Origin of the sequence: Parafrankia discariae (genome assembly GCF_000373365.1) — a bacterium.
Classification (GTDB): Bacteria; Actinomycetota; Actinomycetes; order Frankiales; family Frankiaceae; genus Parafrankia; species Parafrankia discariae.
On record NZ_KB891203.1, the window covers coordinates 83,453 to 108,436 of the forward strand.

The 24,984-nt window shown below is 72.0% G+C and carries 27 protein-coding genes; 10 read left to right on the plus strand and 17 right to left on the minus strand.

Annotation, left to right across the window (positions count from 1 at the left end; all coding sequences use genetic code 11):
• Positions 1-20: 20 nt before the first annotated feature.
• The 8 genes from qcrB to B056_RS0111315 form a co-directional block, all read right to left on the minus strand.
• Positions 21-1,655, minus strand: a complete 1,635-nt coding sequence (gene qcrB, locus B056_RS0111280) for a cytochrome bc1 complex cytochrome b subunit (protein WP_018501966.1) — start codon at positions 1,653-1,655, stop codon at positions 21-23.
• The gene (gene qcrA, locus B056_RS0111285; protein ID WP_018501967.1) at positions 1,652-2,980 is read right to left on the minus strand and encodes a cytochrome bc1 complex Rieske iron-sulfur subunit; all 1,329 of its coding nucleotides are present in this window, start codon (positions 2,978-2,980) and stop codon (positions 1,652-1,654) included. Before qcrA ends, qcrB begins: the two co-directional genes overlap by 4 nt.
• On the minus strand, positions 2,977-3,861 hold the full coding sequence (qcrC, locus tag B056_RS0111290; RefSeq protein ID WP_035751289.1) for a cytochrome bc1 complex diheme cytochrome c subunit: 885 nt from the start codon (positions 3,859-3,861) through the stop codon (positions 2,977-2,979). Before qcrC ends, qcrA begins: the two co-directional genes overlap by 4 nt.
• A gap of 5 nt (positions 3,862-3,866) precedes the next feature.
• Complete coding sequence (gene ctaE, locus B056_RS0111295; protein ID WP_018501969.1) at positions 3,867-4,505, minus strand: aa3-type cytochrome oxidase subunit III; 639 nt, start codon at positions 4,503-4,505, stop codon at positions 3,867-3,869.
• 280 nt (positions 4,506-4,785) lie between these two features.
• The gene (locus B056_RS0111300; protein ID WP_018501970.1) at positions 4,786-5,184 is read right to left on the minus strand and encodes an SseB family protein; all 399 of its coding nucleotides are present in this window, start codon (positions 5,182-5,184) and stop codon (positions 4,786-4,788) included.
• Between the two features lie 137 nt (positions 5,185-5,321).
• Positions 5,322-5,933, minus strand: coding sequence for a DUF3501 family protein (locus B056_RS0111305; protein WP_018501971.1), 612 nt, complete (start codon positions 5,931-5,933; stop codon positions 5,322-5,324).
• 94 nt (positions 5,934-6,027) lie between these two features.
• Positions 6,028-6,468, minus strand: coding sequence for a rubrerythrin family protein (locus B056_RS0111310; protein ID WP_018501972.1), 441 nt, complete (start codon positions 6,466-6,468; stop codon positions 6,028-6,030).
• A 32-nt stretch (positions 6,469-6,500) separates the two neighbouring features.
• Entirely contained in the window at positions 6,501-6,926 is a 426-nt protein-coding gene (locus tag B056_RS0111315) for a Fur family transcriptional regulator (protein ID WP_018501973.1), read from the minus strand.
• A gap of 428 nt (positions 6,927-7,354) precedes the next feature.
• Between B056_RS0111315 and B056_RS0111320 the strand changes: the two genes are divergently transcribed.
• Complete coding sequence (locus B056_RS0111320) at positions 7,355-7,780, plus strand: response regulator transcription factor (protein ID WP_026239576.1); 426 nt, start codon at positions 7,355-7,357, stop codon at positions 7,778-7,780.
• A 129-nt stretch (positions 7,781-7,909) separates the two neighbouring features.
• Positions 7,910-9,133, plus strand: coding sequence for an anthranilate phosphoribosyltransferase (gene trpD, locus B056_RS0111325; RefSeq protein WP_018501975.1), 1,224 nt, complete (start codon positions 7,910-7,912; stop codon positions 9,131-9,133).
• A 106-nt stretch (positions 9,134-9,239) separates the two neighbouring features.
• Here the strand turns inward: trpD and ctaF are convergent, their stop codons facing one another.
• The 3 genes from ctaF to ctaC are packed head-to-tail and all read right to left on the minus strand — an operon-like array spanning position 9,240 to position 12,201.
• Positions 9,240-9,641 (minus strand): aa3-type cytochrome oxidase subunit IV, encoded by a 402-nt coding sequence (gene ctaF, locus B056_RS0111330; RefSeq protein WP_018501976.1) that lies wholly within the window; start codon positions 9,639-9,641, stop codon positions 9,240-9,242.
• On the minus strand, positions 9,638-11,344 hold the full coding sequence (ctaD, locus tag B056_RS0111335) for an aa3-type cytochrome oxidase subunit I (RefSeq protein ID WP_018501977.1): 1,707 nt from the start codon (positions 11,342-11,344) through the stop codon (positions 9,638-9,640). Before ctaD ends, ctaF begins: the two co-directional genes overlap by 4 nt.
• Positions 11,341-12,201 carry an aa3-type cytochrome oxidase subunit II gene (gene ctaC / locus B056_RS0111340; protein ID WP_020572442.1) on the minus strand — a complete coding sequence of 287 codons (861 nt, stop codon included), beginning with the start codon at positions 12,199-12,201 and terminating at the stop codon, positions 11,341-11,343. Before ctaC ends, ctaD begins: the two co-directional genes overlap by 4 nt.
• A gap of 503 nt (positions 12,202-12,704) precedes the next feature.
• On the opposite strand from ctaC, the gene B056_RS0111345 reads away from it, so the two are divergent.
• Both B056_RS0111345 and B056_RS0111350 read left to right on the plus strand, forming a co-directional pair.
• A complete protein-coding gene (locus tag B056_RS0111345; protein WP_018501979.1) occupies positions 12,705-13,871 on the plus strand; it encodes a cysteine desulfurase family protein in 1,167 nt (388 codons plus the stop codon).
• Positions 13,868-14,167 carry a sulfurtransferase TusA family protein gene (locus tag B056_RS0111350; protein ID WP_018501980.1) on the plus strand — a complete coding sequence of 100 codons (300 nt, stop codon included), beginning with the start codon at positions 13,868-13,870 and terminating at the stop codon, positions 14,165-14,167. Before B056_RS0111345 ends, B056_RS0111350 begins: the two co-directional genes overlap by 4 nt.
• Before the next feature lie 31 nt (positions 14,168-14,198).
• On the opposite strand, the gene B056_RS0111355 is transcribed toward B056_RS0111350, so the two are convergent.
• Positions 14,199-15,179, minus strand: a complete 981-nt coding sequence (locus B056_RS0111355) for a carbohydrate kinase family protein (protein ID WP_026239577.1) — start codon at positions 15,177-15,179, stop codon at positions 14,199-14,201.
• Between the two features lie 286 nt (positions 15,180-15,465).
• The gene (erpA, locus tag B056_RS0111360) at positions 15,466-15,828 is read right to left on the minus strand and encodes an iron-sulfur cluster insertion protein ErpA (protein WP_018501982.1); all 363 of its coding nucleotides are present in this window, start codon (positions 15,826-15,828) and stop codon (positions 15,466-15,468) included.
• 383 nt (positions 15,829-16,211) lie between these two features.
• Here erpA and nadA point away from each other — a divergent pair, with 383 nt between their 5' ends.
• The 3 genes from nadA to B056_RS0111375 are packed head-to-tail and all read left to right on the plus strand — an operon-like array spanning position 16,212 to position 19,056.
• A complete protein-coding gene (nadA, locus tag B056_RS0111365) occupies positions 16,212-17,399 on the plus strand; it encodes a quinolinate synthase NadA (RefSeq protein ID WP_018501983.1) in 1,188 nt (395 codons plus the stop codon).
• On the plus strand, positions 17,399-18,028 hold the full coding sequence (locus B056_RS0111370; RefSeq protein WP_018501984.1) for a DUF3043 domain-containing protein: 630 nt from the start codon (positions 17,399-17,401) through the stop codon (positions 18,026-18,028). The genes nadA and B056_RS0111370 overlap by 1 nt, the downstream gene beginning before the upstream one ends.
• A gap of 53 nt (positions 18,029-18,081) precedes the next feature.
• Positions 18,082-19,056, plus strand: a complete 975-nt coding sequence (locus B056_RS0111375; protein WP_018501985.1) for an aldo/keto reductase family protein — start codon at positions 18,082-18,084, stop codon at positions 19,054-19,056.
• A 69-nt stretch (positions 19,057-19,125) separates the two neighbouring features.
• On the opposite strand, the gene B056_RS0111380 is transcribed toward B056_RS0111375, so the two are convergent.
• From B056_RS0111380 to B056_RS0111390, 3 genes are all read right to left on the minus strand, one after another.
• A complete protein-coding gene (locus B056_RS0111380) occupies positions 19,126-19,752 on the minus strand; it encodes a TetR/AcrR family transcriptional regulator (protein WP_084647138.1) in 627 nt (208 codons plus the stop codon).
• The gene (locus B056_RS0111385; RefSeq protein WP_076784680.1) at positions 19,752-20,270 is read right to left on the minus strand and encodes a nitroreductase/quinone reductase family protein; all 519 of its coding nucleotides are present in this window, start codon (positions 20,268-20,270) and stop codon (positions 19,752-19,754) included. Before B056_RS0111385 ends, B056_RS0111380 begins: the two co-directional genes overlap by 1 nt.
• Positions 20,271-20,447: 177 nt before the next feature.
• Positions 20,448-20,660: a hypothetical protein gene (locus B056_RS0111390; RefSeq protein WP_018501988.1), complete on the minus strand. Its 213-nt coding sequence runs from the start codon at positions 20,658-20,660 to the stop codon at positions 20,448-20,450.
• A gap of 313 nt (positions 20,661-20,973) precedes the next feature.
• On the opposite strand from B056_RS0111390, the gene B056_RS0111395 reads away from it, so the two are divergent.
• Both B056_RS0111395 and B056_RS0111400 read left to right on the plus strand, forming a co-directional pair.
• Positions 20,974-21,156: a hypothetical protein gene (locus tag B056_RS0111395; RefSeq protein ID WP_018501989.1), complete on the plus strand. Its 183-nt coding sequence runs from the start codon at positions 20,974-20,976 to the stop codon at positions 21,154-21,156.
• A 19-nt stretch (positions 21,157-21,175) separates the two neighbouring features.
• Complete coding sequence (locus tag B056_RS0111400) at positions 21,176-22,606, plus strand: bifunctional adenosylcobinamide kinase/adenosylcobinamide-phosphate guanylyltransferase (RefSeq protein ID WP_018501990.1); 1,431 nt, start codon at positions 21,176-21,178, stop codon at positions 22,604-22,606.
• A gap of 9 nt (positions 22,607-22,615) precedes the next feature.
• Here the strand turns inward: B056_RS0111400 and B056_RS0111405 are convergent, their stop codons facing one another.
• Positions 22,616-23,323, minus strand: a complete 708-nt coding sequence (locus B056_RS0111405) for a TetR/AcrR family transcriptional regulator (RefSeq protein WP_018501991.1) — start codon at positions 23,321-23,323, stop codon at positions 22,616-22,618.
• A gap of 208 nt (positions 23,324-23,531) precedes the next feature.
• On the opposite strand from B056_RS0111405, the gene B056_RS0111410 reads away from it, so the two are divergent.
• On the plus strand, positions 23,532-24,971 hold the full coding sequence (locus B056_RS0111410) for an aldehyde dehydrogenase family protein (RefSeq protein WP_018501992.1): 1,440 nt from the start codon (positions 23,532-23,534) through the stop codon (positions 24,969-24,971).
• The last annotated feature ends 13 nt before the right edge of the window (positions 24,972-24,984 follow it).

Here is a 24,984-nt window from a genome sequence, read left to right on the forward strand (position 1 = left end):
TCCGGGGGGCTCGCGGCGGGTCAGTGCTTGGTCTGACCGCCGCCGACCGTCGAACCGGCGCCCTCGCCGTCCGCCGGCTTCTCGGACTCCTCGGTGAAGAACCCGCCGACGGCCTTGCCGGCCCGGCGCACGAGGCCCGTGCCGTGCTGGCCGTTCCCGTGGCCGTCACCGGCCGTGAGCGCGAACCGGTCGTTCGGCACGACCGGGTAGTCGGGCACCGCCGGCGGCTTGGGCCGGTGGTCCTCGACGAACTCGCCGTTGGGCAGCTGACGGATGATGCCCGTCTCGATGCCGTGCGCGGTGATCTCCGCGTCCCGCTCGTTGAGGTGGATGCAGAGCTTCTTGGTGACCACGTAGGCGATCGGCGGCACGACGATCAGCCCGACCCGGCCCGCCCACGTCATCGCGTTCAGCGAGATGCTGAAGGTGTGGGCGATGATGTCGTTCCCACCGGAGATCCACAGCACCAGGTAGAAGCTGATGCTCATCGCGCCGAGCGCCGTGCGGGTCGGTGCCTCCCGCGGGCGCTGCAGCAGGTTGTGCGACGCCTTGTCCCCGGTGAACTTCGCCTCCAGGAACGGGTAGACCGCCAGCAGCGTGAACAGCACGCCCGGCAGGACCGCCGTCGGCCACAGCAGCGGCGGGATGGTGTGCCCGAGGCCGCGGAACTCCCACGGCGGCATGAGCCGGGTGGAGCCGTCCAGGAAGCCGATGTACCAGTCGGGCTGGGACGCCGAGCTGACCTTGGCCGGGTCGTAGGGGCCGAACGTCCAGATCGGGTTGATCTGGGCGAGGCCGCCCAGCAGCGCGAGCACCGCGAAGGTCAGCATGAAGAAGCCGCCGGACTTCACCGCGAACACCGGGAACACCCGGTGGCCGATCACGTTGTGCTCGGTCTTGCCCGGGCCGGGGAAGTCGGTGTGCTTCTGGTGCCACAGGATGCCCAGGTGGGCTCCGATCAGCGCGAGCAGCACGCCCGGCACGAGCAGGATGTGCACGACGTAGAGCCGCGGGATGAAGTTCTCACCCGGGAACTCGCCGTTGAACACCAGGAACGACGCCCAGGTCCCGATGATCGGGATGGACTGGGCGATCGACGCCGCGATCCGCAGGCCGGTGCCGGAGAGCAGGTCGTCGGGCAGCGAGTAGCCGGCGAAGCCCTCGACCAGGCCCAGCATCAGCAGGCCGATGCCGATCAGCCAGTTGACCTCGCGGGGCTTGCGGTAGGCACCGGTGAAGAACACCCGCAGCAGGTGCACCACGATCGACGCGACGAAGATCAGCGCCGCCCAGTGGTGGATCTGGCGGAACACCAGGCCGGCCCGGGTGTCGAAGCTGATGTCCAGCGTCGACGCATAGGCCCGGCTCATCTCGACGCCCTTGAGCGGCACGTACGAGCCGTTGTAGATGACCTCGACGTTCGACGGGTCGAAGAACAGCGTCAGGTAGATCCCGGTCAGCAGCAGGATGACGAAGCTGTAGAGCGCGATCTCACCGATCATGAACGACCAGTGGTCCGGGAAGACCTTGTTCAGGTTGCGGCGGATGGCCGCCTGCGTCCCGAACCGTTCGTCGATCGCCCGGTTCGCCTTGCGCGCCGGCGTCGGCCGCTTCTGGAACTTCGGAGTGGTCACGGAGGCGGGTTCGGCGGTCATGAGCGCTCCCAGAACGCGGCGCCGACGGGCTCGGTGTAGTCCCCGTCACGGGCGATGAAGTAGCCCTCGTCATCCACCGCGATGGCGAGCTGCGGCAGCGAACGGCTGGCCGGCCCGAAGATCGCCCGGCACCCGTCAGGCACGTCGAACACCGACTGGTGGCAGGGGCAGAGCAGGTGGTGCGTCTGCTGCTCGTACAGGCTGACCGGGCAGCCGGCGTGCGTGCAGATCTTCGAGTAGGCGACGTGACCGTCCACGGCCCAGTCCTCGCGGCCCTCGCGCGGCTTGTTGATGCCGGGCTCGAGCCGGATGAGGATCGTCGTGCTGTCGGCCTTGCTGTGGACGTCCAGCTTGGGCTCGTAGGAGATGCTGCCGTCGGACTCCTTGACCGGCACCGCCGGCAGCACCGTCTCGATGCCGCCGATCGCGACGTCACCGATCTTGACGTACCGGCCCTGCAGGTTGACCAGCCGAGCGCCCTTGACCCAGTGGGTGTGGTCGAGCTTCTTGCCGGGCTTGCTGTTGGTCAGGTTCAGCAACGGGATCACGAGCAGGCCACCGAGGACCGTTCCGGCGCCCAGGAGGCTGCGCCGAAGCAGCGGGTACCTGGCGAGGCCGGTGTCGGCGAAGCCGAGGGCGACCTCCTCCTCGGTGACGGCGATCTCCTCCGGCGCGGAGGTGAACTCGTGCCGCTCCTGCACCGCCTGCTCGTGCGGCATCAGGCGCTTGGCCCAGAGGATCATGCCGATGCCGAGGCCGCCGACGGCCAGGCCGAGGGCGCTGCCCATCGCCGGGGTGTAGTACTGCTTGTGCTTGTCGCCGACGAAGTTGGTGACGATGAAGCCCACCGTGCCGACGACCGAGATCAGGAACCAGAAGGCGATGAGCCGCTCGGCGCGCCGGGAGGCCCGCCGGTCGTACTCCGCGGAGTGCGGGGCCCGGGGGGTGACTCCCCCGCCGGCACCGCCGCCCGCGCCCTGGGCGGTCAGGGTCGACGTCCCGCCCGAGCGCATGACCGTCGTCTCCGGGGTCCGGGAGGAGTCGGTCTGGTGCGGGGGCGTGCCGAGCACCTCGGGCCCGTCGTGCCCCGCGTCGGGGACGTCGGGGCCACCGGCCACCCTGGGGTCGGCGCCGTCCTTGGCGTGCCCGGCCGTGTCGACCGGGTGCTTGGTCCTGTTGAAGATGCTGCTCATCGAGTCCTGGTCTGATTTGTCGGCCGGCTCTCCCTGATAGCCGGCGTAGTGCATGCGCCGCTGCGGCGAGTCCGGTGGCAGTTCGCCGCCGTCCGCGGACTCCGGCCCGGTCGGGCCCTGGTTGGCGCTCACAGCTTCTGCCTCGCTCCGATCCAGAGGCAGACGCCGAGCAGCGCGCCGATGCCTATGACCCACGCGACCAGGCCTTCGGGGACCGGTCCGTACTTACCGATCGAGGAACCGCCGGGCGACGGGGTGTCCTGCAGGTGCCGGACGTACGCGGCGACCGCGACGGCCTCGTCGTCGTTGATCTGACCGGGGCCGAACACCGGCATCGACTCCGGGCCGGTCCGCATCGCCTCGACGACCTGCTCGGGCGTGGCCTGGCTCAGCGACGGCGCGAACTTGCCGTAGGTGAGCGGGGCGCCCGCGCCGGCGGCCTGGTGGCACTGGGCGCAGTTCGCGAGGAAGAGCTCACCGCCCTCGGCGAGGTCGGCGTCGTTGAGATCCGCGTCCGTCAGCTCGGGCACCTGCGTGCCGCCGCCCAGGGTCTGGACGTAGGCCGCGACCTGGTCGATCTGGGTCTCCGAGTACGACGGGGGCTTGCGGTCGGCCTGGGCCGCCGGGGCGGCGAGCGGCATGCGGCCGGTGGACATCTGGAAGTCCACCGCGGCCGCGCCGACGCCGACCAGGCTCGGGCCCTCGGTCGAGCCCTGGGCGTTCAGCCCGTGGCAGGTCGCGCAGCCCTGCAGGAACAGGGCGCGGCCCTGGCGCACGGCCTCGTTGGCGTCCGGCGTCTCCGTCGCGTTGCCGCCGGGAGCGAGCACCGTCCACATCACCCCCGTCGCCAGCAGGCCGAGGAGAAGAACGATGGACGACGACCGCCGTCGGCGGCGCGCGGAGGTCGACCGGGATCGCCCGGCGTTCCTCACCGAGATGAGCCGGGGTCTGCCGGCCTCGCCCGCGGACGAGGTCGGGGACGCCGCGGCTCCGGATGCCTTGGATGTGGTCATGTCGCTCACTGGAGGAGGTAGATGGTGGCGAACAGGGCGATCCAGACGACGTCGACGAAGTGCCAGTAGTACGACACGACGATCGCTGACGTCGCCTTCTCAGGCGTGAACCGCCCGTAGGTCGACCTGGCCAGCACCAGAACGAAGGCGACCAGCCCGCCGATCACATGCAACCCGTGGAAGCCGGTGGTCAGGTAGTACACCGACCCGTAGCCGTGCGACGCCAGGGTGAACTCGTTCTCCTTGAAGTACTCCCAGGCCTGGCCACCGACGAAGACAAGCCCCATCAGCAGCGAGATCAGGTACCAGCGGCGCAGACCGATGACGTCGCCGCGCTCCGCGGCGAACACCCCGAGCTGGCAGGTCACACTGGACAGGACCAGGATCACCGTGAAGAACAGCGCGTAGGCGACGTGCAGGTGCACGGGACCGATCTCGGACCCGGCGGGGTCACCGGTGACCGGCGGCCAGTTGCCGCTGTTGACCGAGCGGATCGTGTAGTACATCGCGAACAGGGCCGCGAAGAACATCAGCTCCGACGACAGCCACACCACTGTGCCGACCGAGACCATCGAGGGACGGTTGGCCGCCGGGTGCGCTGGAGGAGCCTTCTCGAGGACAGGGGCTGAGGCCACGACGGTCATTCTGGCATGTGACGCCGCACGCGCCACCGTAGGTTCGACAATCGGTAGGACTACACGGCGTCGACGACGCCCGGATCGCCTCCCGGCGCGGCCGGAAATTTTGCTCCACGACCACGAAGCTCCTGCTAACACGCAGGTTCTGGTACCTGACGAGACGTCGGCCACGCCCGGCGGCGACCCGGGAATCCGCCTGTTGTTGTGTCCCTCACCCGGGGCGCCGCGCCGCGCCGAGGGTGGCCCGGACGGCTCAGTCCGCGCGGGGTGGTGACCGTTCGGCGGCTCAGTCCGCGAGGGCGGCGAGCGCCCGGACGCCCTCCGCGGGGAGGGTGATCCCCTCCTCCGTTCCGGGGTCGACGGCGAGCATGAGATCACCGGCGGGCCACGTCCGCAGCAACGCGGCCAGTGGCACCCGGCGGTAGCGCCCGACACTCGGCAGCGCGTCGACGAGGCGCCGCTCCGAGGTGAAGGTGGGGACGAACTGCTGACCGTCGGGCTGCTCGGCGACGGGCAGTCGCACCACGCGGGCGTCGCCGTTGTCCCTGGCCGGGTCGCTGACGTCCGGAACGAGGACGTCCGAGGTGGCGAGCGCGCCCAGCGCGGCCGTGTCGTCCTGGTCGTGCGCGAGCCGGTGCAGGGCGTCGCCCGCCCGGGTGGTCTCCTCGTTGGCGTCGTCGGTCACAGCGGGCTCCTGTCGATCCGGGAGGCGTGCCTTCTGTGGCCACGCATACCCGGCTCCGGCCGCGCGTACCCGGCTCCGGGGCACGGACCCGGGCCCGACCACACAGGCCCGGCCCGGGACAGCCGGCCCGCGTCGGGTCAGCTCGGCAGCGCGAGATCCGCGATCAGGCTCCGGCGGGCGGCGCCGACGATGGGGGTCGCGTCGCTGTACGCGGGATGATCGACCACCAGTTCCGCGGTGACCGCCGGGTCGCGGAAGGCGTCCCTGGTCCCGTCGGTGAGCGGGAACCGGAGCATGTGCACCGACACCGTCTCGCTGGGCTGGTCGGGGTCCTCGTCCACGCCCGGGATCTCGACGGCGGGCACGGTCACTCCGCCGATCTCCAGCGCCACCCGACGCTGGACGCCGGACAGGCGGGCCAGCTCCTCGCGCACGGTCTCGACCTGGGTGAGCTCGATGAACATCGTGGCCGTCAGGGAGTGGCTGGACGGCAGCAGCCGGGAGTAGGTCTCGACCTCGTGGGCGACGTCCCCGGGAGTGGTGAGCCGCTCGGTGTAGACCATCTCCTGCACCTGGTGGCGCAGCGTCTCGGCGTTCTCGAACTCGAAGAGCAGGATGTCGCCGATCCGGACGCGCCGCTCGGCGCGGATCGGGATCATCCTCGACCGGGCCTGGACCCGCTGCGCGGAGTAGGCGGTGTGGTCGGTGGTGATGTCGGCGGCGGTGAACGCCACCGTGCTGGACCCCATCGTGCTGGCTCCTTCCCCGTCGCGAGGACGCGTCTGGCCGTCCCGGGTGGCGGGTGGCGGGCCCGGGTGACCCCGGGCCCGCTCCGCGCGCCACTCAGGCGTCGGCGGTCTCCTCGGCGATCACCGCGTCGAGGGCCTTCTTGAACCGACCGGCGTGGGTCTTCTCGGCGCGGGCCAGCGTCGAGAACCACTCGGCGATCTCCTCGAAGCCCTCCTCGCGGGCGGTCTTCGCGAAGCCCGGGTACATCGCGGTGAACTCGTAGGTCTCGCCGGCCACCGCGCTGGCCAGGTTCTTCGACGTGTTGCCGACCGGCTCGCCCGTCGCCGGGTCGCCGACCTCGGCGAGGAAGTCCATGTGCCCGAACGCGTGGCCGGTCTCGCCCTCCGCGGTGTCGCGGAACAGGGAGGCCGCGTCGGTCAGGCCCTCGATGTCCGCGCGGCGGGCGAAGTACAGGTAGCGACGGTTGGCCTGGCTCTCGCCGGCGAACGCCTCCTTGAGGTTCTCGTGGGTCTTGGTGCCGTCAAGCTTCGGCATACGGAACTCCTTCTGCGTAATGGTGTCGGGCTCTACCGCCGGACCGGGCGATGACCCTCGCCGGCGGTCTGACACTCCGGGCACAGGCCCCTGAACTGCAGGTCGTACCCGGTGATCGTGAAACCGGACCGGCGCGCGATCTCGGCCACCATGCCGTCCGGCACGGGGTGGTCGATGTCCGCGGCCCGGCCGCACCGCTCGCACACGGCGTGGTCGTGCCGGCTGGTGTTGGCGTCGTACCTGGCTGCCGCGCCGTCCCCGAGGTTGAGCTCGAGGGCGTGCCCGGTCTCGACGAGCAACGCGAGGGCGCGGTAGACGGTCGCGCTGCCGATCCCGGGGGCCGCGAGCCGCACACGCTCGTAGACCTCGGCCGCCGTCGGATGATCATCGGCGGCCTTCAGCACCTCCAGCACACGGGTGCGCTGGGGGGTCAGGCGTAGTTCGGTCCGCTCCGCCATCGGTCACGTCCGTCATCGGTCGGCGCCGCCCGGGGGCGTTCGTCCCGCGTCCCGGTGCCGGGTGGCGGGGTGCCGTGGCAACGGGCGACGGTCGGAACCGGCGCTCGGGCAAACATTGAGAACGAGTCTCAGTATCGCGTACATCACCACCCGATGGCAAACTCCACCGACGTCCACCCCCGAACGGCACGACCGTACCCACCGCCCGGCCAGGCCGGGAAGCCGGATGGCGTCGCGACCGGCGGGCGGCGAGCAGATAGCCTTCGGGGCGGATACCGGGACGGTGCGACACCCGCCGCCACGCGCCGGGCCACTCCGGCGACGCCCGGAGCCGCCCGACGGGGACCGGTGCCCGCGCAGTGCCGGTACCGGCAGTCGTTCCCGATCGCCGACCATGGCGGTCGCCCATCGAGAGGCCCGTGGACGCCATGAGCACCGTCCTCGTGTACGCGAGCAAGGCCGACGTCCGAGAGCGTGTCCTGGCCGCGCTCGGGCGCCGTCCCGCGCCCGACCTCGACGAGCTCGAGCTCGTCGAGGTCTCCGACGCGGAGACGCTGATCGACGCCATCGACCACAGCGAGGCGGACCTCTGCATCCTCGACGCCGAGGCCACCCCCTCCGGCGGCATGGGGCTGGCCCGCCAGCTCAAGAACGAGGTCGCCGACTGCCCGCCCATGCTGCTGCTCGTCGCCCGGCGCGACGACCGCTGGCTGGCCACCTGGTCGCAGGCGGACGCGGTGGTCGGCCACCCGATCGACCCGGGCGAGCTGACCGACGCGGTCGTCGGGCTGCTGCGCGCGCGGGCCGGCGGGGTCGCCGTCCGGCGCCCGGTGGTCAACACCCGGCAGCACTGACAGACCCGTTCGAGCAGACCCGTTCGGCCGGCGCGACGACGCGGTCGCGCCCGGCCACCGGACCGACGTGAGCAACGCGGACAACGCGGACAACGACGCATCGCGAACAACGACGCATACGGACACCTCATGACGAGCACCGCCTCGGAGCCGCGGGCGACGACGACCGCAGCCTCCCCCGCCCCGACGACCGTTTCCTCCCCGGGCACGCCGCCCGGCGCGCCCGGGGGGCCGCGGGCCACGGCCGAGAGCTGGCCGGAGCTGATCACCGACCTGATCTCCGGGCAGGCCCTGGCCGCCGACCGGACGGCGTGGGCCATGGAGCAGATCATGGGCGGGCTGGCGACGCCGTCCCAGATCGCCGGCTTCGTGGTCGCGCTGCGGGCCAAGGGCGAGACCGCCGAGGAGATCAGCGGGCTGGTCCGCACGATGCTCGGCTTCGCCGAGCCGCTCGCCCTCAGCGACGAGCTGCGCGCCGCCGCGGTCGACACCTGCGGAACCGGCGGCGACCGCTCCAACACGGTGAACCTGTCGACCATGGCCGCGATCGTGGCGGCCGGCGCCGGGGCCACCGTGGTCAAGCACGGCAACCGCGCGGCGTCGTCGGCCAGCGGGTCGGCCGACGTGCTGGCCGAGCTCGGCGTCGTCATCGACCTGCCGCCGGCCGGGGTGGAGGCGTGCCTGGCCGCCGCGGGGATCGCCTTCTGCTTCGCCCCGGTCTTCCACCCGGCGATGCGGCACGTCGGCACCACCCGCAAGGAGCTGGGGGTGCAGACCGCGTTCAACATCCTCGGCCCGCTGGCGAACCCGGGGCGGCCGGGCGCCCAGACGATCGGCGTGGCCGACGCGCGGCTGGCCCCGATCGTCGCCGACGTGCTCGCCGCGCGGGGAACCCGGGGCCTGGTGTTCCGCGGCGACGACGGCCTCGACGAGCTCACCACGGCCACCACGTCGACCGTGTGGGTCATCAGCGCGCCGCCGGCCTCGGCCGAGGCCGGCACGGACGGGACCGGCACGGCCGCCCGGTCACGGGTGCGTTCGGAGCGTTTCGACCCCCGTGACCTGGGCCTCGCGCAGCCGGACGCGACCGCGCTGCGCGGCGCGGACACGGCCTACAACGCGTCCGTGGCGCGGGCCCTGCTCGCCGGGGAGACCGGGCCCGTCCGCGACGCCGTGCTGCTCGCGGCCGCGGCCGCTCTGGTCGCCGTGGCCGGCCCCACCGACGCGCCGCTGGCCGAGCAGCTCGGGGCCCAGTTCGGCCGGGCCGCCGAAGCCGTCGACTCGGGTGCCGCCGCGACGGCGCTACGGCGCTGGGCCGAGGCCAGCCGGATCGCGGCCACCGCCCGGGGCTGAGCCCCGCGCTCCCGACCACCACCGGGTGGGCCCGGAACGACTCAGGGGCTGTGGGCTTCAGGTGATCACCTGAAGCCCACAGCCCCTGTTGTGTCCGGGCCGCCGGTCAGTCCTCGGGAAGCGGCGGGTTCCAGAAGTTCTCCATCACCAGGCAGACGGCGAAGGTGAACGTCAGGACCGCGCCGAGGATGGTCAGCCAGATACCGAAGGCGAGCCCCATCGCGGCCACCGCGGCACTCGCGGCGAGGAAGAACGGGTAGTAGCTGCCCGGGGTGAAGTGCCCGAGCTCCCCGACTCCGTCGACGACCTCCGCGTCCGGCAGGTCCTGGGCACGCATGCCGATCCGCCGGCCGGTGAAGGTCAGATAGCCCCCGACGAGGAAGCCCAGCCCCGCGCACAGCGTGAGCGCGGCCGTCCCGGTCGGGTCCTTCGCCCAGAACCAGTAGACGAGAGCCACCGCCCCCGCGAACGCACCGAAGAAGTTGAAGATCAGGCCTTCTACCTTCATCGCGCGGCTCCCTGACCGAGTTCCGGTGTGGCGTGGTAGTCCGCCCTGCCGGCGACCGCCGGGTAGTGCAGGTCGAACGCGGGTCGCTCGGAGCGGATACGCGGCAGCGACCGGAAGTTGTGCCGGGGCGGCGGGCAGGAGGTCGCCCACTCCAGCGAGTTGGAGTAGCCCCAGGGGTCGTCGACCGCGGCGAGCGGGCCCTTGCGGTACGAGTACCACAGGTTGTAGAGCAGCGGCAGCGTGGACAGGCCCATCAGGAACGAGCCCGCCGTCGCGACGGTGTTCAGGGTGGTGAAACCGTCGTTCGGGCCGTAGTCCGCGAACCGCCGGGGCATGCCCTGGGTACCCAGCCAGTGGAACACCAGGAAGGTGGCGTTGAAGCCCAGGAACAGCGTCCAGAAGTGCAGCTTCGCCAGCTTCTCGTTCAGCATCCGGCCGGTGACCTTCGGGAACCAGAAGTAGACACCCGCGAAGGCCGCGAACATCAGGCCGGCGACGACGTAGTGGAAGTGGCCCACCACGAAGTAGCTGTCGCTGACGTGGAAGTCGATCGGCGGGCTGGCCAGCAGCACACCGGTGAGACCACCGAACAGGAACGTCACCAGGAAGCCGACCGCGAACAGCATCGGCGCCTCGAAGCTGATCTGCCCGCGCCACATCGTGCCGATCCAGTTGAAGAACTTGATGCCGGTGGGCACCGCGATCAGGAACGACAGGAAGGCGAAGAAGGGCAGCAGCACCGCACCGGTGACGAACATGTGGTGCGCCCACACCGCGACGGACAGGGCCCCGATGCCGATGGTGGCGAACACCAGGCCCTTGTAGCCGAACAGCGGCTTGCGGGAGAACACCGGGATGATCTCACTGATGATCCCGAAGAACGGCAGCGCGATGATGTAGACCTCGGGATGCCCGAAGAACCAGAACAGGTGCTGCCACAACATCGCGCCGCCGTTCTCGGCGTCGAAGATGTGGGCCCCGAACCTTCGGTCCGCCGCCAGCGCGAGCAGCGCGGCGGCCAGCACCGGGAACGCCACCAGCACCAGGATCGAGGTGACCAGCAGGTTCCAGCAGAAGATCGGCATCCGGAACATCGTCATGCCGGGGGCGCGCAGGCACAGGATCGTGGTGATGAAGTTGACGGCACCGAGGATCGTGCCGAGCCCCTGCACCGTCAGGCCGAGCACCCACAGGTCGGAGCCGACCCCGGGCGAGTAGAGCTGGTTGCTCAGCGGCGCGTAGGCGAACCAGCCGAACGAGGCCGCACCGCCCGGGCTCAGGAACCCGGCGAACACGGTGAGGCTGCCGAACAGGAACAGCCAGTACGACAGGGCGTTCAGCCGCGGGAACGCGACGTCCGGCGAACCGATCTGCAGCGGCACGAGGTAGTTGGCGAACGCGAACGCCAGCGGCGTCGCGAACATCAGCAGCATCAGCGTGCCGTGCATGGTGAAGAACTGGTTGTACTGGTCGTTCGAGAAGTACTGCAGACCCGGACGAGCCAGCTCGGCCCGGATGAAAATCGCGAGAATGCCGGCGATGACGAAGAACGCGAACGACGTCAGGAAGTACATGATCGCGATGTCCTTGTGGGACGTCGTCCTCAGGTAGCCGAGCAGGTTCGCGATCGGCGGCTTCTCGTGGTCCGCCGACTCGTGGGCGTGCCCCGCCGGCCCGGCGGGCGACTCGTGCAGAAGGGTCACTGGACACTCCCGGTGGTGACGCCGGAGGACGGCGACGCGCTGATCGCGGCGCTCTGGCGTTCCTCGATGAAGCGGTCGTACTCGGCACCCGGCACGACCTTGACGTAGAAGGTCATCCGGTCGTGGTCGGTGCCGCACAGCTCGGCGCACCGGCCGACGAAGGTTCCCGTCTTCGTCGCGGTGAGTTCGAACTGGCCGACGCGCCCGGGGACGACGTCCCGCTTGAACAGGAACTCGGGCACCCAGAACGAGTGGATCACGTCCGGTGACGTAAGCACGAACCGGACGGACCGGTCCTGGGGCAGCACGAGCACGGGTGCCTCACCGGGACGACCGGTGACCTCGACCTGGTTGCTGCCGGGGGTCTTGCCGGTGTCCAGGTACTGGAACTGCCAGTTCCACCGGAATCCGATGACGTTCACCGTCACGTCGGGCTTGTCCGAGAGCTTGGTGATCTCAGACTCGTCGCGAGCGGTGTAGTAGAACAGGCCCGCCACGATCACGACGGGCACGACGGTGTAAAGGATCTCGACGGGAAGGTTGTACCGGACCTGGCGCGGCAGAACATCACTGCGCTTCCGGAACACGACGACCGCGTAGAAGATCAGGGCCCACACGAACACACCGACGGACAGGGCGGCGATCACCGAGCCCTGCCACATGCTCAGGATCCGTGGGGTGTGGTTGGTCACACCGTCCGGGAATCCGAAATTGGGGACGTCGCAGGCGGTCGCCAGCAGGCCGACGGCCACCAGCGTGGCGCCCAGGCGCGCGTTGACGCGGCGCCGGCGCGGCCGTCGGTGCCCAACCCGACGGCTCGGCGACGCGTCCGCGTCCGCGGTGTCAGCCGGGGCCATCGGCGTGTCCTCGACATCCGCGAGCGACGGCCGGGTCCGACCGAAGGATCTCCTCACCAGGTCCTGCCTCCCACGACTAGCGGTCGCGCGGCCGGCGGAGGAGATCTGAGCCCCGCCACCGCCTCGTGACCGCGTAAACGCTTCGCGGGCCGGCCGGTCCAACCGGCCTCGCTGCTTCGTCTTCCGACTGTCTTCGACACGCTGTAGATGGTGCGGCAGCAGCGTATCCCAGCAGCGGACGAGCTTCTCGCCGCAGGCCCCGTCCGGAGCTGTGAGACACGACCCGCGGGGCATCCTGGACGGGCCACAGGGCCCTTGACCCGGGTAGGACGACGGGCGGGCGGTGGGCGCGTTCCGGCTACCGGCGGGCGTATCCGCCACCGGCATTGTTCGTGGCACCCCGCGGGCCCTTTCCCGCACCGCCCCGGCTGACCGCGCGAATGCCCCCACGCGGCCCCGCAACACCCGGCCAGCTGCTCCGGGACGGGCGTAGCGTCACTGACGTGCCGGCCTATCTCGACCACGCGTCGACCACGCCGCTGCATCCGGTCGCCCGGGAGGCCCTGCTCGCCGCGATCGACGACGGCTGGGCGGACCCCGCGCGGCTCTACCGCGAGGGCCGCCGCGCGCGGATGCTCCTCGACGCCGCCCGGGAGACCGTCGCCGGCGTCCTCGGCGCCCGGACCAGCGAGATCAGCTTCACCGCGAGCGGGACGGCCGCCGCCCACCAGGCCCTGCTCGGCACCGCGGCGGCCCGCCGCCGGGCCGGGCGGGTGGTTGTGGTCAGTGCCGTCGAACACTCCAGTGTCCTGCATGCCGCGCAGCGCCACGAACGTGCCGGCGGCGAGGTCGTCACGATCGGCGTGGACGGCCTCGGTCGCGTCGACCCGGCCGCGTTCGAGGCCGCGCTGGACGCCCACCCGGGAACGGCCGTGGCGGCCCTGCAGCACGCCAATCACGAAGTGGGCACCGTCCAGCCGGTGGCGGCGGTCGCGCGGGCGCTGCGCCGGCGCGGGGTGCCGCTGCTCACCGACGCGGCGATGACGGTGGGGCGGGTGCCCGTCGACCTCGCCGAGCTGGGCGCGGACCTGCTCACCGCGAGCGCCCACAAGTTCGGCGGGCCGCCCGGGGTGGGCATCCTCGCCGTCCGCACGGGCACCAGGTGGGCCAACCCGCTGCCGGCGGACGAGCGGGAGCACGGGCGGGTTCCCGGCTTCCCGAACGTTCCCGCCGTCGTCGCGACGGCCGCCGCGCTCGCCGTGCGCGCCACCGAGATCGACGCGGAGGCGGCCCGGCTCGCCGGCTATACCGGGCAGCTCCGTCGGCGCCTGCCGCAGCTGGTCGAGGACGTCGAGCTGCTCGGCCCCGGCGGCACCGACCCCGCGGTGGGCCTGCCGCACATCGTGGCCTTCTCGTGCCTTTACGTCGCGGGAGAGGTGCTCCTGGACGAGCTCGACCGGGCCGGGATCGCGGTGAGCTCCGGGTCGAGCTGCACCTCGGACACCCTGACCCCCAGCCACGTCCTGGTGGCGATGGGGGCGCTGACCCACGGCAACCTCCGTGTGTCCTTCGGGCGGGACTCCACCGACGCCGACCTGGCCGCCCTGCTCGACGCGCTGCCGCCCGCCGTGCGCGCCGTCCGCGAGCGCGCCGGGGCGGCGGGCCTGTGACGGGCGGGGCTGCGCCGGGCGGGCCGACACACGACGGGCCCGCTCCCGCCGCCGGCCGGCCGGCGGCGGTCGTGGACGCGCGCGGGCGGCGCTGCCCCATCCCGATCATCGAGCTCGCGCGGCGGATCGGCGACGTCGAGGTGGGCGGGATCATCGAGCTGCTCGCCGATGATCCGGCCGCCGCGGCCGACGTGGCCGCCTGGTGCCGGATGCGCGGCCACGACCTGCTCACCGCCACCGCACCCGGCCCCACCGCACCCGGGGCGGCGTCCTACCTCGTCCGCCGCCGGGGCTGAGCCACCCGGGCCGAAACGGCCCCCTCTCGGGTCAGAACGCCCGAAGGTGTGCCGCGACCTCCGCGGCCGCCTCCGGCCCGTAGGCCTCGGTGAGGCGCTTCACGATGTCGTCCTGCTCGGCGCTGTACTCCTGGGTGCCGACCGTCTCCAGCACCAGGGTCGCCAGCAGGCAGCCGACCTGGGCGGACCGCTCATGCGACAGCTCCCAGGACAGCCCGGCGAGGAACCCGGCCCGGAAGGCGTCCCCCACCCCGGTGGGGTCGGGGGTGCTGCGCGCCGGGACCACCGGCACCTTGACCACCGCGGCGCCGGGCGCCTCGATGACGACGCCGTCCTTGCCCAGGGTGGTGACCCGCACGCCGACCCGGCCGAGGATCTCCTCGTCGGTCCACCCGGTCTTCGACGCGAGCAGCGCCTTCTCGTACTCGTTGCAGAACAGGTAGGCCGCGCCGTCGATCAGCGAACGGATGTCGTCGCCCTCCATCCGGGCGAGCTGCTGGGACGGGTCGGCCGCGAAGGCGTAGCCGCGCTCGCGGCACTCCTCGGTGTGCCGGACCATCGCCTGCGGGTCGTTGGGGCTGATCACCACCAGGTCGAGCCCACCGAAGCGCTCCGCGACCGGGCGCAGCTCGATGCTGGCCGCCTCGCTCATCGCGCCCGGGTAGAAGGACGCGATCTGGCAGAGGTCGTTGTCCGTGGTGCACACGAAGCGGGCGGTGTGCGCGATCTCGCTCACCCAGACCGACGCCGTGTCGACACCGTGCCGGTCGAGCCAGGAGCGGTAGTCGGCGAAGTCCTCCCCGACCGCTCCCACCAGGACCGGGTGCAGGCCGAGGCGCCCCAGACCGAAGGAGATGTTCGCGGCGACCCCGCCGCGGCGGATCATGAGCTCGTCCACCAGGAACGACAGCGAGACCCGCTCGAGCTGGTCGGCGAGCAGCTGCTCGGCGAACCGCCCGGGAAAGCGCATGAGGTGGTCGGTGGCGATGGAACCAGTCACGGCAATACGCACGATCGAGCAGCCTACCGCCAGCCCGCGCGCACTCCGGAGGGACGTCGCCCCGCGATGGGCCCGCGTCCGGTATTCGGCCGTTTGCGCGGGTCGGGCACACGGCGGGTGAGGCGGGTCAGACAGGTGACGGGTGAGGCACACCGGACGGGTGACGGGCCGGAAATGGCGGAACCCGGTGTGGCAGGAAACACCACACCGGGTTCCGTATCGAGGGATCAGCCGCCTCCCCCGCAGATCGGAGACGAGACGCGGCCCGCCGGAACGGTTCGCGCCCGCCCGCGCCCGATCAGTGGAAGGAGTCGCCACACGCGCAGGAACCCTGCGCGTTCGGGTTGTCGATCGTGAAGCCCTGCTTCTCGATCGTGTCGACGAAGTCGATCGTCGCGCCGCCGAGGTAGGGGTAGCTCATCCGGTCGACGGCCACCTTGACCCCCGAGAAGTCGAGCACCGTGTCGCCGTCGAGCTGGCGCTCGTCGAAGAAGAGCTGGTAGCGCATGCCGGAGCAGCCACCGGGCTGCACGGCGATCCGGAGCTGGAGGTCATCCCGCCCCTCCTGCTCGAGCAGGGTCTTCACCTTGCCGGCGGCCGTGTCGGTGAGGTTGACGCTGCTCGGCCTGGTCTCGGTCTCGGTTGTGTCCTGCACGGTCATAGGGGCTGCTCCCTGCCCTTGTGGACGTGCCTGGCCACCAGACCTGCTGGTGCCCAGGGCTGCTTACGCGGGAAGACGCCGGCGAACAGCGACCTCCCACGGGCGGCACCTGCTGTGCCGCCGTTCCTGCTCAACACCACGAGCCAGGATCCGCTTCCCATCGTAGCCAGCGACTCGTGGCCCGGCCACGACGCGCAAGTGACATCCGTCCGTCCCGCGGGGTCTGACCGGACCCGGCCCGGCGGGCCCGACCGGACCAAGTTCGCGCAGACCAGGCGTTCCGGAGTTAGAGTCTCAACGACCATTAGCAGACGGCCCACAGCGAGGCCACGAGCGGCGAGCGAGGCGGCCGGGCCCCCGGTCGGTCGCCCAAAGGAGCGGACATGACCACCAACCCGGCCCTGGAACGCCTGGGCGTCACCGCCTCACCGCTCACCATGCTCCTGCTCGGGCGGAACGCCGACCCGGCGAGCGAACGGGGCGTGGAGTGCCCGGGCGACCTCCCCCCGGCCGCCGACCCCGACCTCGCCAGACGGGCCGCCGCCGCCAAGACCGCGCTCGGCGACGACGTCTTCGTGCTGGGCCACCACTACCAGCGGGACGACGTCATCGCGTTCGCGGATGTGACCGGAGACTCCTTCAAGCTCGCCCAGCAGGCGGCCGCCCGACCGGCGGCGAGCGCGATCGTGTTCTGCGGCGTGCACTTCATGGCCGAAAGCGCCGACATCCTCACCGCCGACCACCAGCGGGTGATCCTCCCGGACCTGGCCGCCGGCTGCTCGATGGCCGACATGGCCACCGCCGAGCAGGTCGAGCAGGCCTGGGACGACCTCCTCGACGCCGGCGTCGCCACCGGAACCGTGCCGGTCAGCTACATGAACTCCTCCGCCGCGATCAAGGCCTTCACCGGCCGCCACGGCGGCACGATCTGCACCTCGTCGAACGCCGAGCGGGCGCTTGACTGGGCCTTCGGCGAGCGGGGCGGCCAGCGGGTGATCTTCCTGCCGGACCAGCACCTGGGCCGCAACACCGCGATCGACAAGCTGGGCATGTCCGAGGCCGACTGCGTGGTCTACGACCCGCGGCGCCCCGGCGGCGGCCTGAGCCGCGCGCAGCTGCGCGACGCGCGCATGATCCTTTGGCGCGGGCACTGCTCGGTGCACGGGCGGTTCACCCGGGAATGCGTGGACGAGGTGCGCGAGCGGGTCCCGGGGGTACGGGTACTGGTGCACCCGGAATGCCGGCGCGACGTCGTGAGCGCCGCTGACCTGGTCGGTTCCACCGAGTACATCATCAAGGTCGTGGACGAGGCCCCGCCCGGGTCGGCATTTGCCGTGGGAACCGAGCTGAACCTGGTACAACGGCTGGCGAACCGCCATCCTGACAAGAAGATCGTCTTCCTCGACCGTACGGTGTGCTTCTGCTCCACGATGAACCGCATCGACCTGCCGCACCTGGTGTGGGCGCTCGAGGCGCTCGCCCGCGGTGAGACCGTCAATCGCATCACCGTCGACCCCGAGGTCGCGACCTATTCCCGGAAGGCCCTGGACCAGATGTTGAGCCTGCCCTGATGGCGCTGCTGAAGAAGCGGGGCCGCGAACCCGACCCCGCCCCGGCGAGCGGGGAGCCGTCCGACGACGCGGTCGACCAGGCCGACGGAGACGCCGGCGCGAGCGCCCGGGTCACCGCCGGCAAGGGCCGGCCGACCCCGAAGCGGTCGGCGGCGCGAGCCGCGCGGACCCGCGGCGGCGCGGTGCGCACCCCGGCGAACCGCAAGGACGCCCGCAAGATCGACCGGGAGGACCGGCGCGCGCAGAGCCAGCAGTACCGGGCCGCGATGATGGCCGGCGACGTCAGCCGCCTGCCGCCCCGCGAGCGGGCGCCGGAGCGCGTCCTCGCCCGGGACTTCGTCGACACCCGGATCAACGTGGGCCCGTTCTTCCTGGCCGCGGCGGTGGTCTACTTCGTCGGCGGGCTGGTGCCGAACTCCTACATCCGCCTCGTCGCCACCTACGTGATGCTGCTCGGGATCATCGCCGTGGTCGCCGACTCGATCGTGCTGGCGCGGCAGGTGAGCCGGCGGGTGGCCGAGAAGTACCCGGACTCCAACGTCCGGGTGCGCGCCTACGCCGCGCAGCGGGCCCTGCTGCCGCGCCGCTGGCGGCTGCCCCGCCCCCGGGTGTCCCGCGGCGACGGCTGACGAGGCACGGCCGACGTTGTCCGGGCCCGGGACCTGGTGCGTAGTGTTCCGGTGTGAAGCATCGACGCCTCGGGCGGAGCGGACTTTCCGTCAGCGAGATCTCGTACGGCAACTGGATCACCCACGGTGACCAGGTCGAGGCCGACACGGCGAAGGCCTGCGTGCACGCCGCGCTCGACGAGGGAATCACCACCTTCGACACGGCGGACGTGTACGCCCAGACCCGCGCCGAGTCGGTTCTCGGCGAGGCCCTGGCCGGGGTCCGCCGGGAGTCCTACGAGCTGTTCACCAAGGTCTTCTGGCCGACCGGCCCCGGCGAGAACGACAGAGGCCTGGGCCGCAAGCACATCATCGAGTCCGCGCACAACTCACTGCGCCGGCTCGGCACCGACCACATCGACCTCTACCAGGCCCACCGGTACGACCCGACCGTCCCGCTCGAGGAGACGCTGCGCGCCTTCGACGACCTGGTGCGCGCCGGCAAGGTCCTCTACGTCGGTGTCTCGGAGTGGACGGCGGCACAGATCACCGAGGCCGCGCGGATCGCCGCCGACCTCGGCCTGGACCGGATCATCTCCAACCAGCCGCAGTACTCGATGCTGTGGCGCACCATCGAGGTCGACGTGGTCCCGACCTCCCGCACGCTGGGCATCTCCCAGATCGTCTGGTCGCCGATCGCCCAGGGGGTGCTCACCGGCAAGTACCTGCCCGGGCAGCCGCCCCCCACCGGCAGCCGGGCGACCGGCGGGACGGGCGCGGGCTTCATCGCCCGGTTCATGACCGACGAGGTCCTGACGGCCGTGCAGAATCTGCGCCCGATCGCCGCGGAGGCCGGCCTGACGATGGCGCAGCTCGCCGTCGCCTGGGTCCTGCAGAACGACAACGTGGCGTCCGCGATCGTCGGGGCCTCCCGGCCCGAGCAGGTCAAGGACAACGTCGGGGCGGCCGGTGTCGTGCTGGAGCCGGCGCTGCTCGCCCGCGTCGACGAGGTGCTCGCCGGCGTGGCCACCACCGAGCCGGAGGCCTGACCGCCGCCGTGCGGCGCCTGGGGGCCACGCGGCGCCCAGGAGTTCAGGAGTGCCCAGGGGTTCAGGGGTTCAGGGGGCGGTGAAGGCCGCGGCCAACGCCGCCCACGTCCGGTCGAGGTCCGTGCCGGGCAGGAACCGGCTCGCCAGTTCCAGCACCACCGCGCCGTGTGCCGCGGCCCACAGGGCCTGCGCCACGTACGGCTCACCGGTAGCCCGGTAGAACGGCTCCCCCGACCAGTCCTCCAGGCCGGGCGGCAGGCCCTCGCGCCCGAGCGGGTCGAGCGCGGTGAGCCGGTACAGGTTGGGGTGCGCCAGGGCGTACCGCCGGTACTCGGCCAGCAGCCGGTCGACGACGTCGCCCGGGCCGGCCCCGTCGACCACCCGGTGCAGCGCGTCCCCCACCTCCCACAGGGCCGTCTCCACCAGGGCCGTCTCCACCGCGTGCTTGCCCGGCAGGTGCTTGTACAGCGACGGCGCGCGGATGCCGAGCACCTCGCCGAGCCGGCGCATGGTGAGCGACCCCGCGCCCTCGTCCTCCAGCAGGCGCCGGGCCGCACCGATGATCTCCGTCGCCCGCGGCGACCGGGTGGGCGGCGTCGGGCGCACCGCGATCCGCCCGAGCGGCACGGCGGGCACAGCCGGCTGGCCCGGCTCCGCCGGCGGACACCGCTCCACCGGCGGACACGGCCGCGTCATCAGGCGGCGGTGAGGACGAAGACCGGGTGCCGCGGCGCGATCCGGCCCAGCTCCTCGTCGGTCGACTCCGGACCCACACCGTCGAAGAACACGCCGACCTCCGCCTTCCACTTCTTCAGGTACGCCCGCAGCACCGGGACCTTCTCGACGCCGGCGAGCTCGACCGCACGGTAGCGGACCCGCCGGCGCCCCAGGACGAGCGCCAGCTCGCCGTCGGCCGCCCGCACGTTGCGGACCCACTGGCTGTGCCCGCGCGCGGAGACCAGGTACTGCCGCCCCTCCAGCGTGAGCAGGTTCACCGGCACCCGCCGGGTCTCGCCGGACGTCCGGCCGCGGACCTCGAGCACTCGGCTCCCCCACAGGCTCAGCCCCGCCCGGGTGGCCAGCGCGACCGGCCGGTTGAGGAACGTGTTGGTGAACCAGTTGGGCCGCCGGTAGTGCCGGGCGTCGGCGGAGCCGCTCTCGGGCCGGGTGCTCTCGGCCCCGGCGTCGGTCGGGTTCGCGTCGCTGCTCGCCATGGTGATCTCCTCTGTCGTCTCGGACCCGTTCATTGGCTAACGCCGTTAGCCAACAAGGCAAGGCTAACATCGTTAGCCATAGGGGTGTCAACCCGTTCGGGCCCGTTCGACAGGCCTTGATCCGCGGGCTCTGCTACCCGCGGGCAGGGGCCGGCCCGGCAGCCGCGGCGGCGGCCCTCAGGTCACCGGGCGCAGGCTCATCGGCCCGTAGACGCGCCGGTCCGCCTCCAGCAGACTCACCTGCGTCACGCCCAGATCCAGCAGTTCCCGCCAGGATTCGCCGATCCACGTCTCGGCGTCCCCCTGACTGGTGAACGACTCCGACCCGTCCGCGCCGCCGACCGCCACGACCGAGCCGTCCTCTCCCTCATAACGCCAGGTCCAGCTCACGGTCCACGTCCTTCCCGACGTCCGGCGGCGTCGGCCGCCGAGCCGGGGCCACCACCGACCCCGGGAAATGCCCACCGCACCATCAAAGCGTGTCCGGACCGGACGCGAGGCCGTCCCGCGCCGCTGGCGACGAGCAACTCATCGCCCGGCGTGACCCGCCCACCGAACGGGACGGATCCACACCGACCCGTGGATCGGCCCACGAGCAAGGCACCGGTGACCCGGAGGTCGGTAACGTCGGGATCCGCGAGCGCACACGAGCAGCACGCCTCAGCCCGGAGACACGCTTCAGCCCGGAGAAAGGAAGGCACCAGTGACACCCGCCTACACCGCCGCGGCGGTCCTCGCCGAGACAACCGAGCACCACGACGGGGGCATCGTCTGGTGGGCCGCCTGCCTGCTCACCTTCGGCGCGATCGCGGCGCTCGCCGTGGTCCTCACACTGATGACGCTGTGGGAGCGCAAGCGCCACCCGCACTCGCACTCGCACTCCTGACCGGCCGGGGCTCGGCGCGGTGCGGCTGACGCTGCTGGGCACGGGCTCGGCCGACGGATGGCCGAACCCATGGTGCGAGTGCGCCTCCTGCGCGTGGGCCCGCGCACACGAGCCCCGCGGCCAGACGGCCGTCCTGGTGGACGACCGGCTGCTCATCGACTTCGGTCCGGACGTGCCGCGGGCCGCCTCCCGGTTCGGGGTGAGCCTGGCGGGGCTGCGGCACGTCCTCGTCGGGCACGCCCATCCCGACCACCTCGGCCCGGAGGCGCTGATGTGGCGGTCCTGGTCGACGGTCGCCGACCGGCCGCTGGACGTCGTCGCGCCGCCGGCCGCGCTGGAGGTGTGCCGGGCGTTCCTGCGCCGCTGGGAGGGCACCGAGCCCGGCGGGGACGGCTCCCCGCTGCGGCTGCTCCCAGCCGTCGCCGGCGATCACCTCGAGCTCGCCGGGCCCGCCGGGCCGGGTTATCTGGTCCGCCCGGTGGCGGCCCGGCACGGTGACGACAGCATCGGGCCGGCGGTGCTGTACGACGTCACCGCGCCGGACGGCGCCCGCCTGCTGTACGGGTGCGACACCGCCGTCCCGCTGCCGCCCGCGACGCTCGCCGCGCTGGCCGGCCGCGCGTTCGACGTCGTGCTGCTGGAGGAGAACAACGGCGACCGGCCCGGGTTCGGGGAGCATCTCGACCTTCCGGACTTCGCCGAGCTGGTCGCCGAGCTGCGCGCACTGGGCGCGGTCGTGCCCTCGACCCGGGTGCTGGCCGTCCACCTCAGTCATCGCAACCCGCCCGGTGGCGAGCTGACGTCCCGGCTGGCCCGCGTCGGCGCCGAGGCCCCGCCGGACGGCAGCGTCCTGGAGATCCCGCCCGGCGGCGGGCGCCGCCCGGCCGGCGGCACCGCGCCCGGCGACACGGGGGTCAGCGGCACGGAGGCCGGCGGCACCGCGGCACCGCGCCGGGTGCTGATCACCGGTGGCACCCGGTCGGGGAAGTCCGCCCAGGCCGAGGACTGGCTGCGGGCCGAGCCCGAGGTCGTCTACGTCGCGACCGGGTGGGCGCCGGACGGGTCCGATCCCGAGTGGGCCGCGCGGGTCGCCGCCCACCGCGAGCGCCGGCCGGCCCGGTGGCACACCCTGGAGACCCAGGAGCTGGAACCGCTGCTGCGCTCCCCCGGGCCGGCGCTGCTCGTCGACAGCGTCTCGCTGTGGGTGGCGGCCCGGCTCGACGATCCGGACTTCGGGACCGCGGTCGACCGGCTCGTCGCGGCCTGGCGCGCCGCTCGGCGGCGGGTGGTGGCGGTGACGGACGAGGTCGGGTCGGGGGCGGTGGCGCCGACCGCCGCCGGACGGCGCTTCGCCGACCGCCTCGGCCAGGTCAACGCCCGGCTCGCGGCCGAGTCCGACGAGGTGTGGCTGGCCGTCGCCGGCCTGGCCACCCGGCTCCGGCCCGCCTGACCCGCCGGATCATCGCGCGGGCGGCCGTGGCTGTGCCGGTGCCGGTGCCCGTAACGGCTGCGGCTGGAGCGGCCGTGGCTGCGGCCGGTGGTCGGCGCGGATGCCGTCCGCCAGCAGGTCCAGGGCCCAGGTGACGGCGCCCGTCGCCGCGTCCAGGTCGAGTTTCCAGGCGGTGACGAGCCGTTCGTAGACGTGTCCGGTCCACAGGATGTCCAGGATCGCGGCGGCCATCCGCCGCTGGGTGTCGGTCCACTCGCCCGTCGACGGGGCCACCGCGCGGGCGAGCGCCTCGCGCCGGCGCCGGTCGGCGGCGAGGGTCGGCTCGATGGCTTCCCCGCTCAGGCCGGGCGAGGCGGCGAAGCGGTCCAGGGTCGCCAGGCCGCCGGCCGCGGTGTCGGCGAGATTGTCCAGGTCGAGGCCCTCGTAGACGACCCCGGCCTCCTTCTCGATGTTGCGCAGGATGGCGTCGTGCAGCTCGCCCTCGGTGGCGAAGTAGCGGTGCACGGTCCGCTTGCTCACGCCGGCGCGCTCGGCGACCGCGCGGAAGGTCAGACCCCGCCAGTCCCAGGTCGGGAACGAGTGGACCAGTGCCGTCCCGGCGGCGACTATCCGCTCCCGGGTCCGCTCGGTCTGCGCCCGACGCACCGGACTGTCATAGCGGCGCGGCTGCCGGGCCGGATCACTCCCGTCCGCGTGCTGGTCGACCGGAAGGCTCATGGCGGTTCCTCGGGCTGTCGTGACGGGGCGGGAACAGGCGGGAACAGGCGGAGCGACAGGAACGGCGGGAACGGCGCAGGTCGGTTGACGCTCCAATTAGTGTCACTATTGTAGTGACATGAAAGCTCCCGGCGTTCGTGCCGCGGTGCACCAGCGTCGGCGCGCCCAGCGGCCCACCGGGAGCCCACACGATCAACGAGGAGCGGCTGTGAAGCGGTTACTGATCGACGGAAAGCTTGTCGAGACCGAGCGGACGGTCGACTCGATCAACCCCGCGACCGGTGAGGTCATCGGCCAGGCCGCGGAGGCGACCGTCGAACACACCACCGCCGCGGTCAAGGCCGCCCGCAAGGCCTTCGACACCACCAACTGGTCCACGGACGTCGCGTTCCGCGTCCAGTGCCTCAACCAGCTCCACGACGTCCTCCTCAAGCACAAAGAAGAACTCCGCGAACTCACCATCGCCGAGGTCGGCCACCCCCGCATGATCACCGACGGGCCCGCCCTCGGTGACCCCATCAACCTCGTCAAGTACTACGCCGACCTCGCCGCCGGCTACCAGTTCACCCAGGACCTCGGCACCGTCGAATCCCGCGGCGCCCAACACCACCGCTGGGTCGAACGCGAACCCGCCGGCGTCGTCTCCGCGATCGTCGCCTACAACTACCCCACCCAACTCGCCCTCGCGAAACTCGCCCCCGCCCTCGCCGCCGGCTGCACCGTCATCCTCAAAGGCGCCCCCGACACCCCCCTGCTCGCCCTCGCCCTCGCCGAACTCATCGCCAACGAAACCGACATCCCCCCCGGCGTCGTCAACGTCATCACCTCCCTCGACATCGACGCCGCCGAAGTCCTCACCAGCCACCCCGACGTCGACCTCGTCACCTTCACCGGATCCACCGCCGTCGGCCGACGCATCATGGAAGTCGCCAGCAGGACCGTCAAAAAGGTCTTCCTCGAACTCGGCGGGAAATCCGCCCTCGTCGTCCTCGACGACGCCAACCACGACATGGCCGCCATGATGGCCGCCTTCACCATCTGCTCCCACGCCGGACAGGGCTGCGCCATCACCAGCCGCCTCGTCGTCCCCCGCGCCCAGCACGACGCCATCGTCGAGAAGGTCGCCGCCACCCTCGCCCAGATCAAGGTCGGCGACCCGTCCGCACCCGACACCTACATGGGCCCCCTGATCAGCGAGAAGCAACGCGACAAGGTCGACAACATCGTCCAGCGCGCCATCACCGCCGGCGCCACCCTCGTCACCGGCGGCCAGAAGATCAACCCCGGGTACTTCTACACCCCCACCCTGCTCGCGAACGTCGACCCCGACAGCGAGATCGCCCAGGAAGAAATCTTCGGCCCCGTCCTCGCCGTCATCCCCCACGACGGCGACGACCACGCCATCGCGATCGCGAACAACTCCATCTTCGGCCTCTCCGGCTCCGTCCTGTCCGCCGACACCGACCGCGCCCTGAACGTCGCCCGCCGCATCCGCAGCGGCACCATCAGCGTCAACGGCGGCAGCTGGTACGCCCCCGACGCCCCCTTCGGCGGCTACAAGCAATCCGGCATCGGACGCGAAAGCGGCCTCCTCGGCCTCGAGGAATTCCTCGAAGTCAAAACCATCGCCACCCCAGCCGGAACCTGACCCACCAACACCA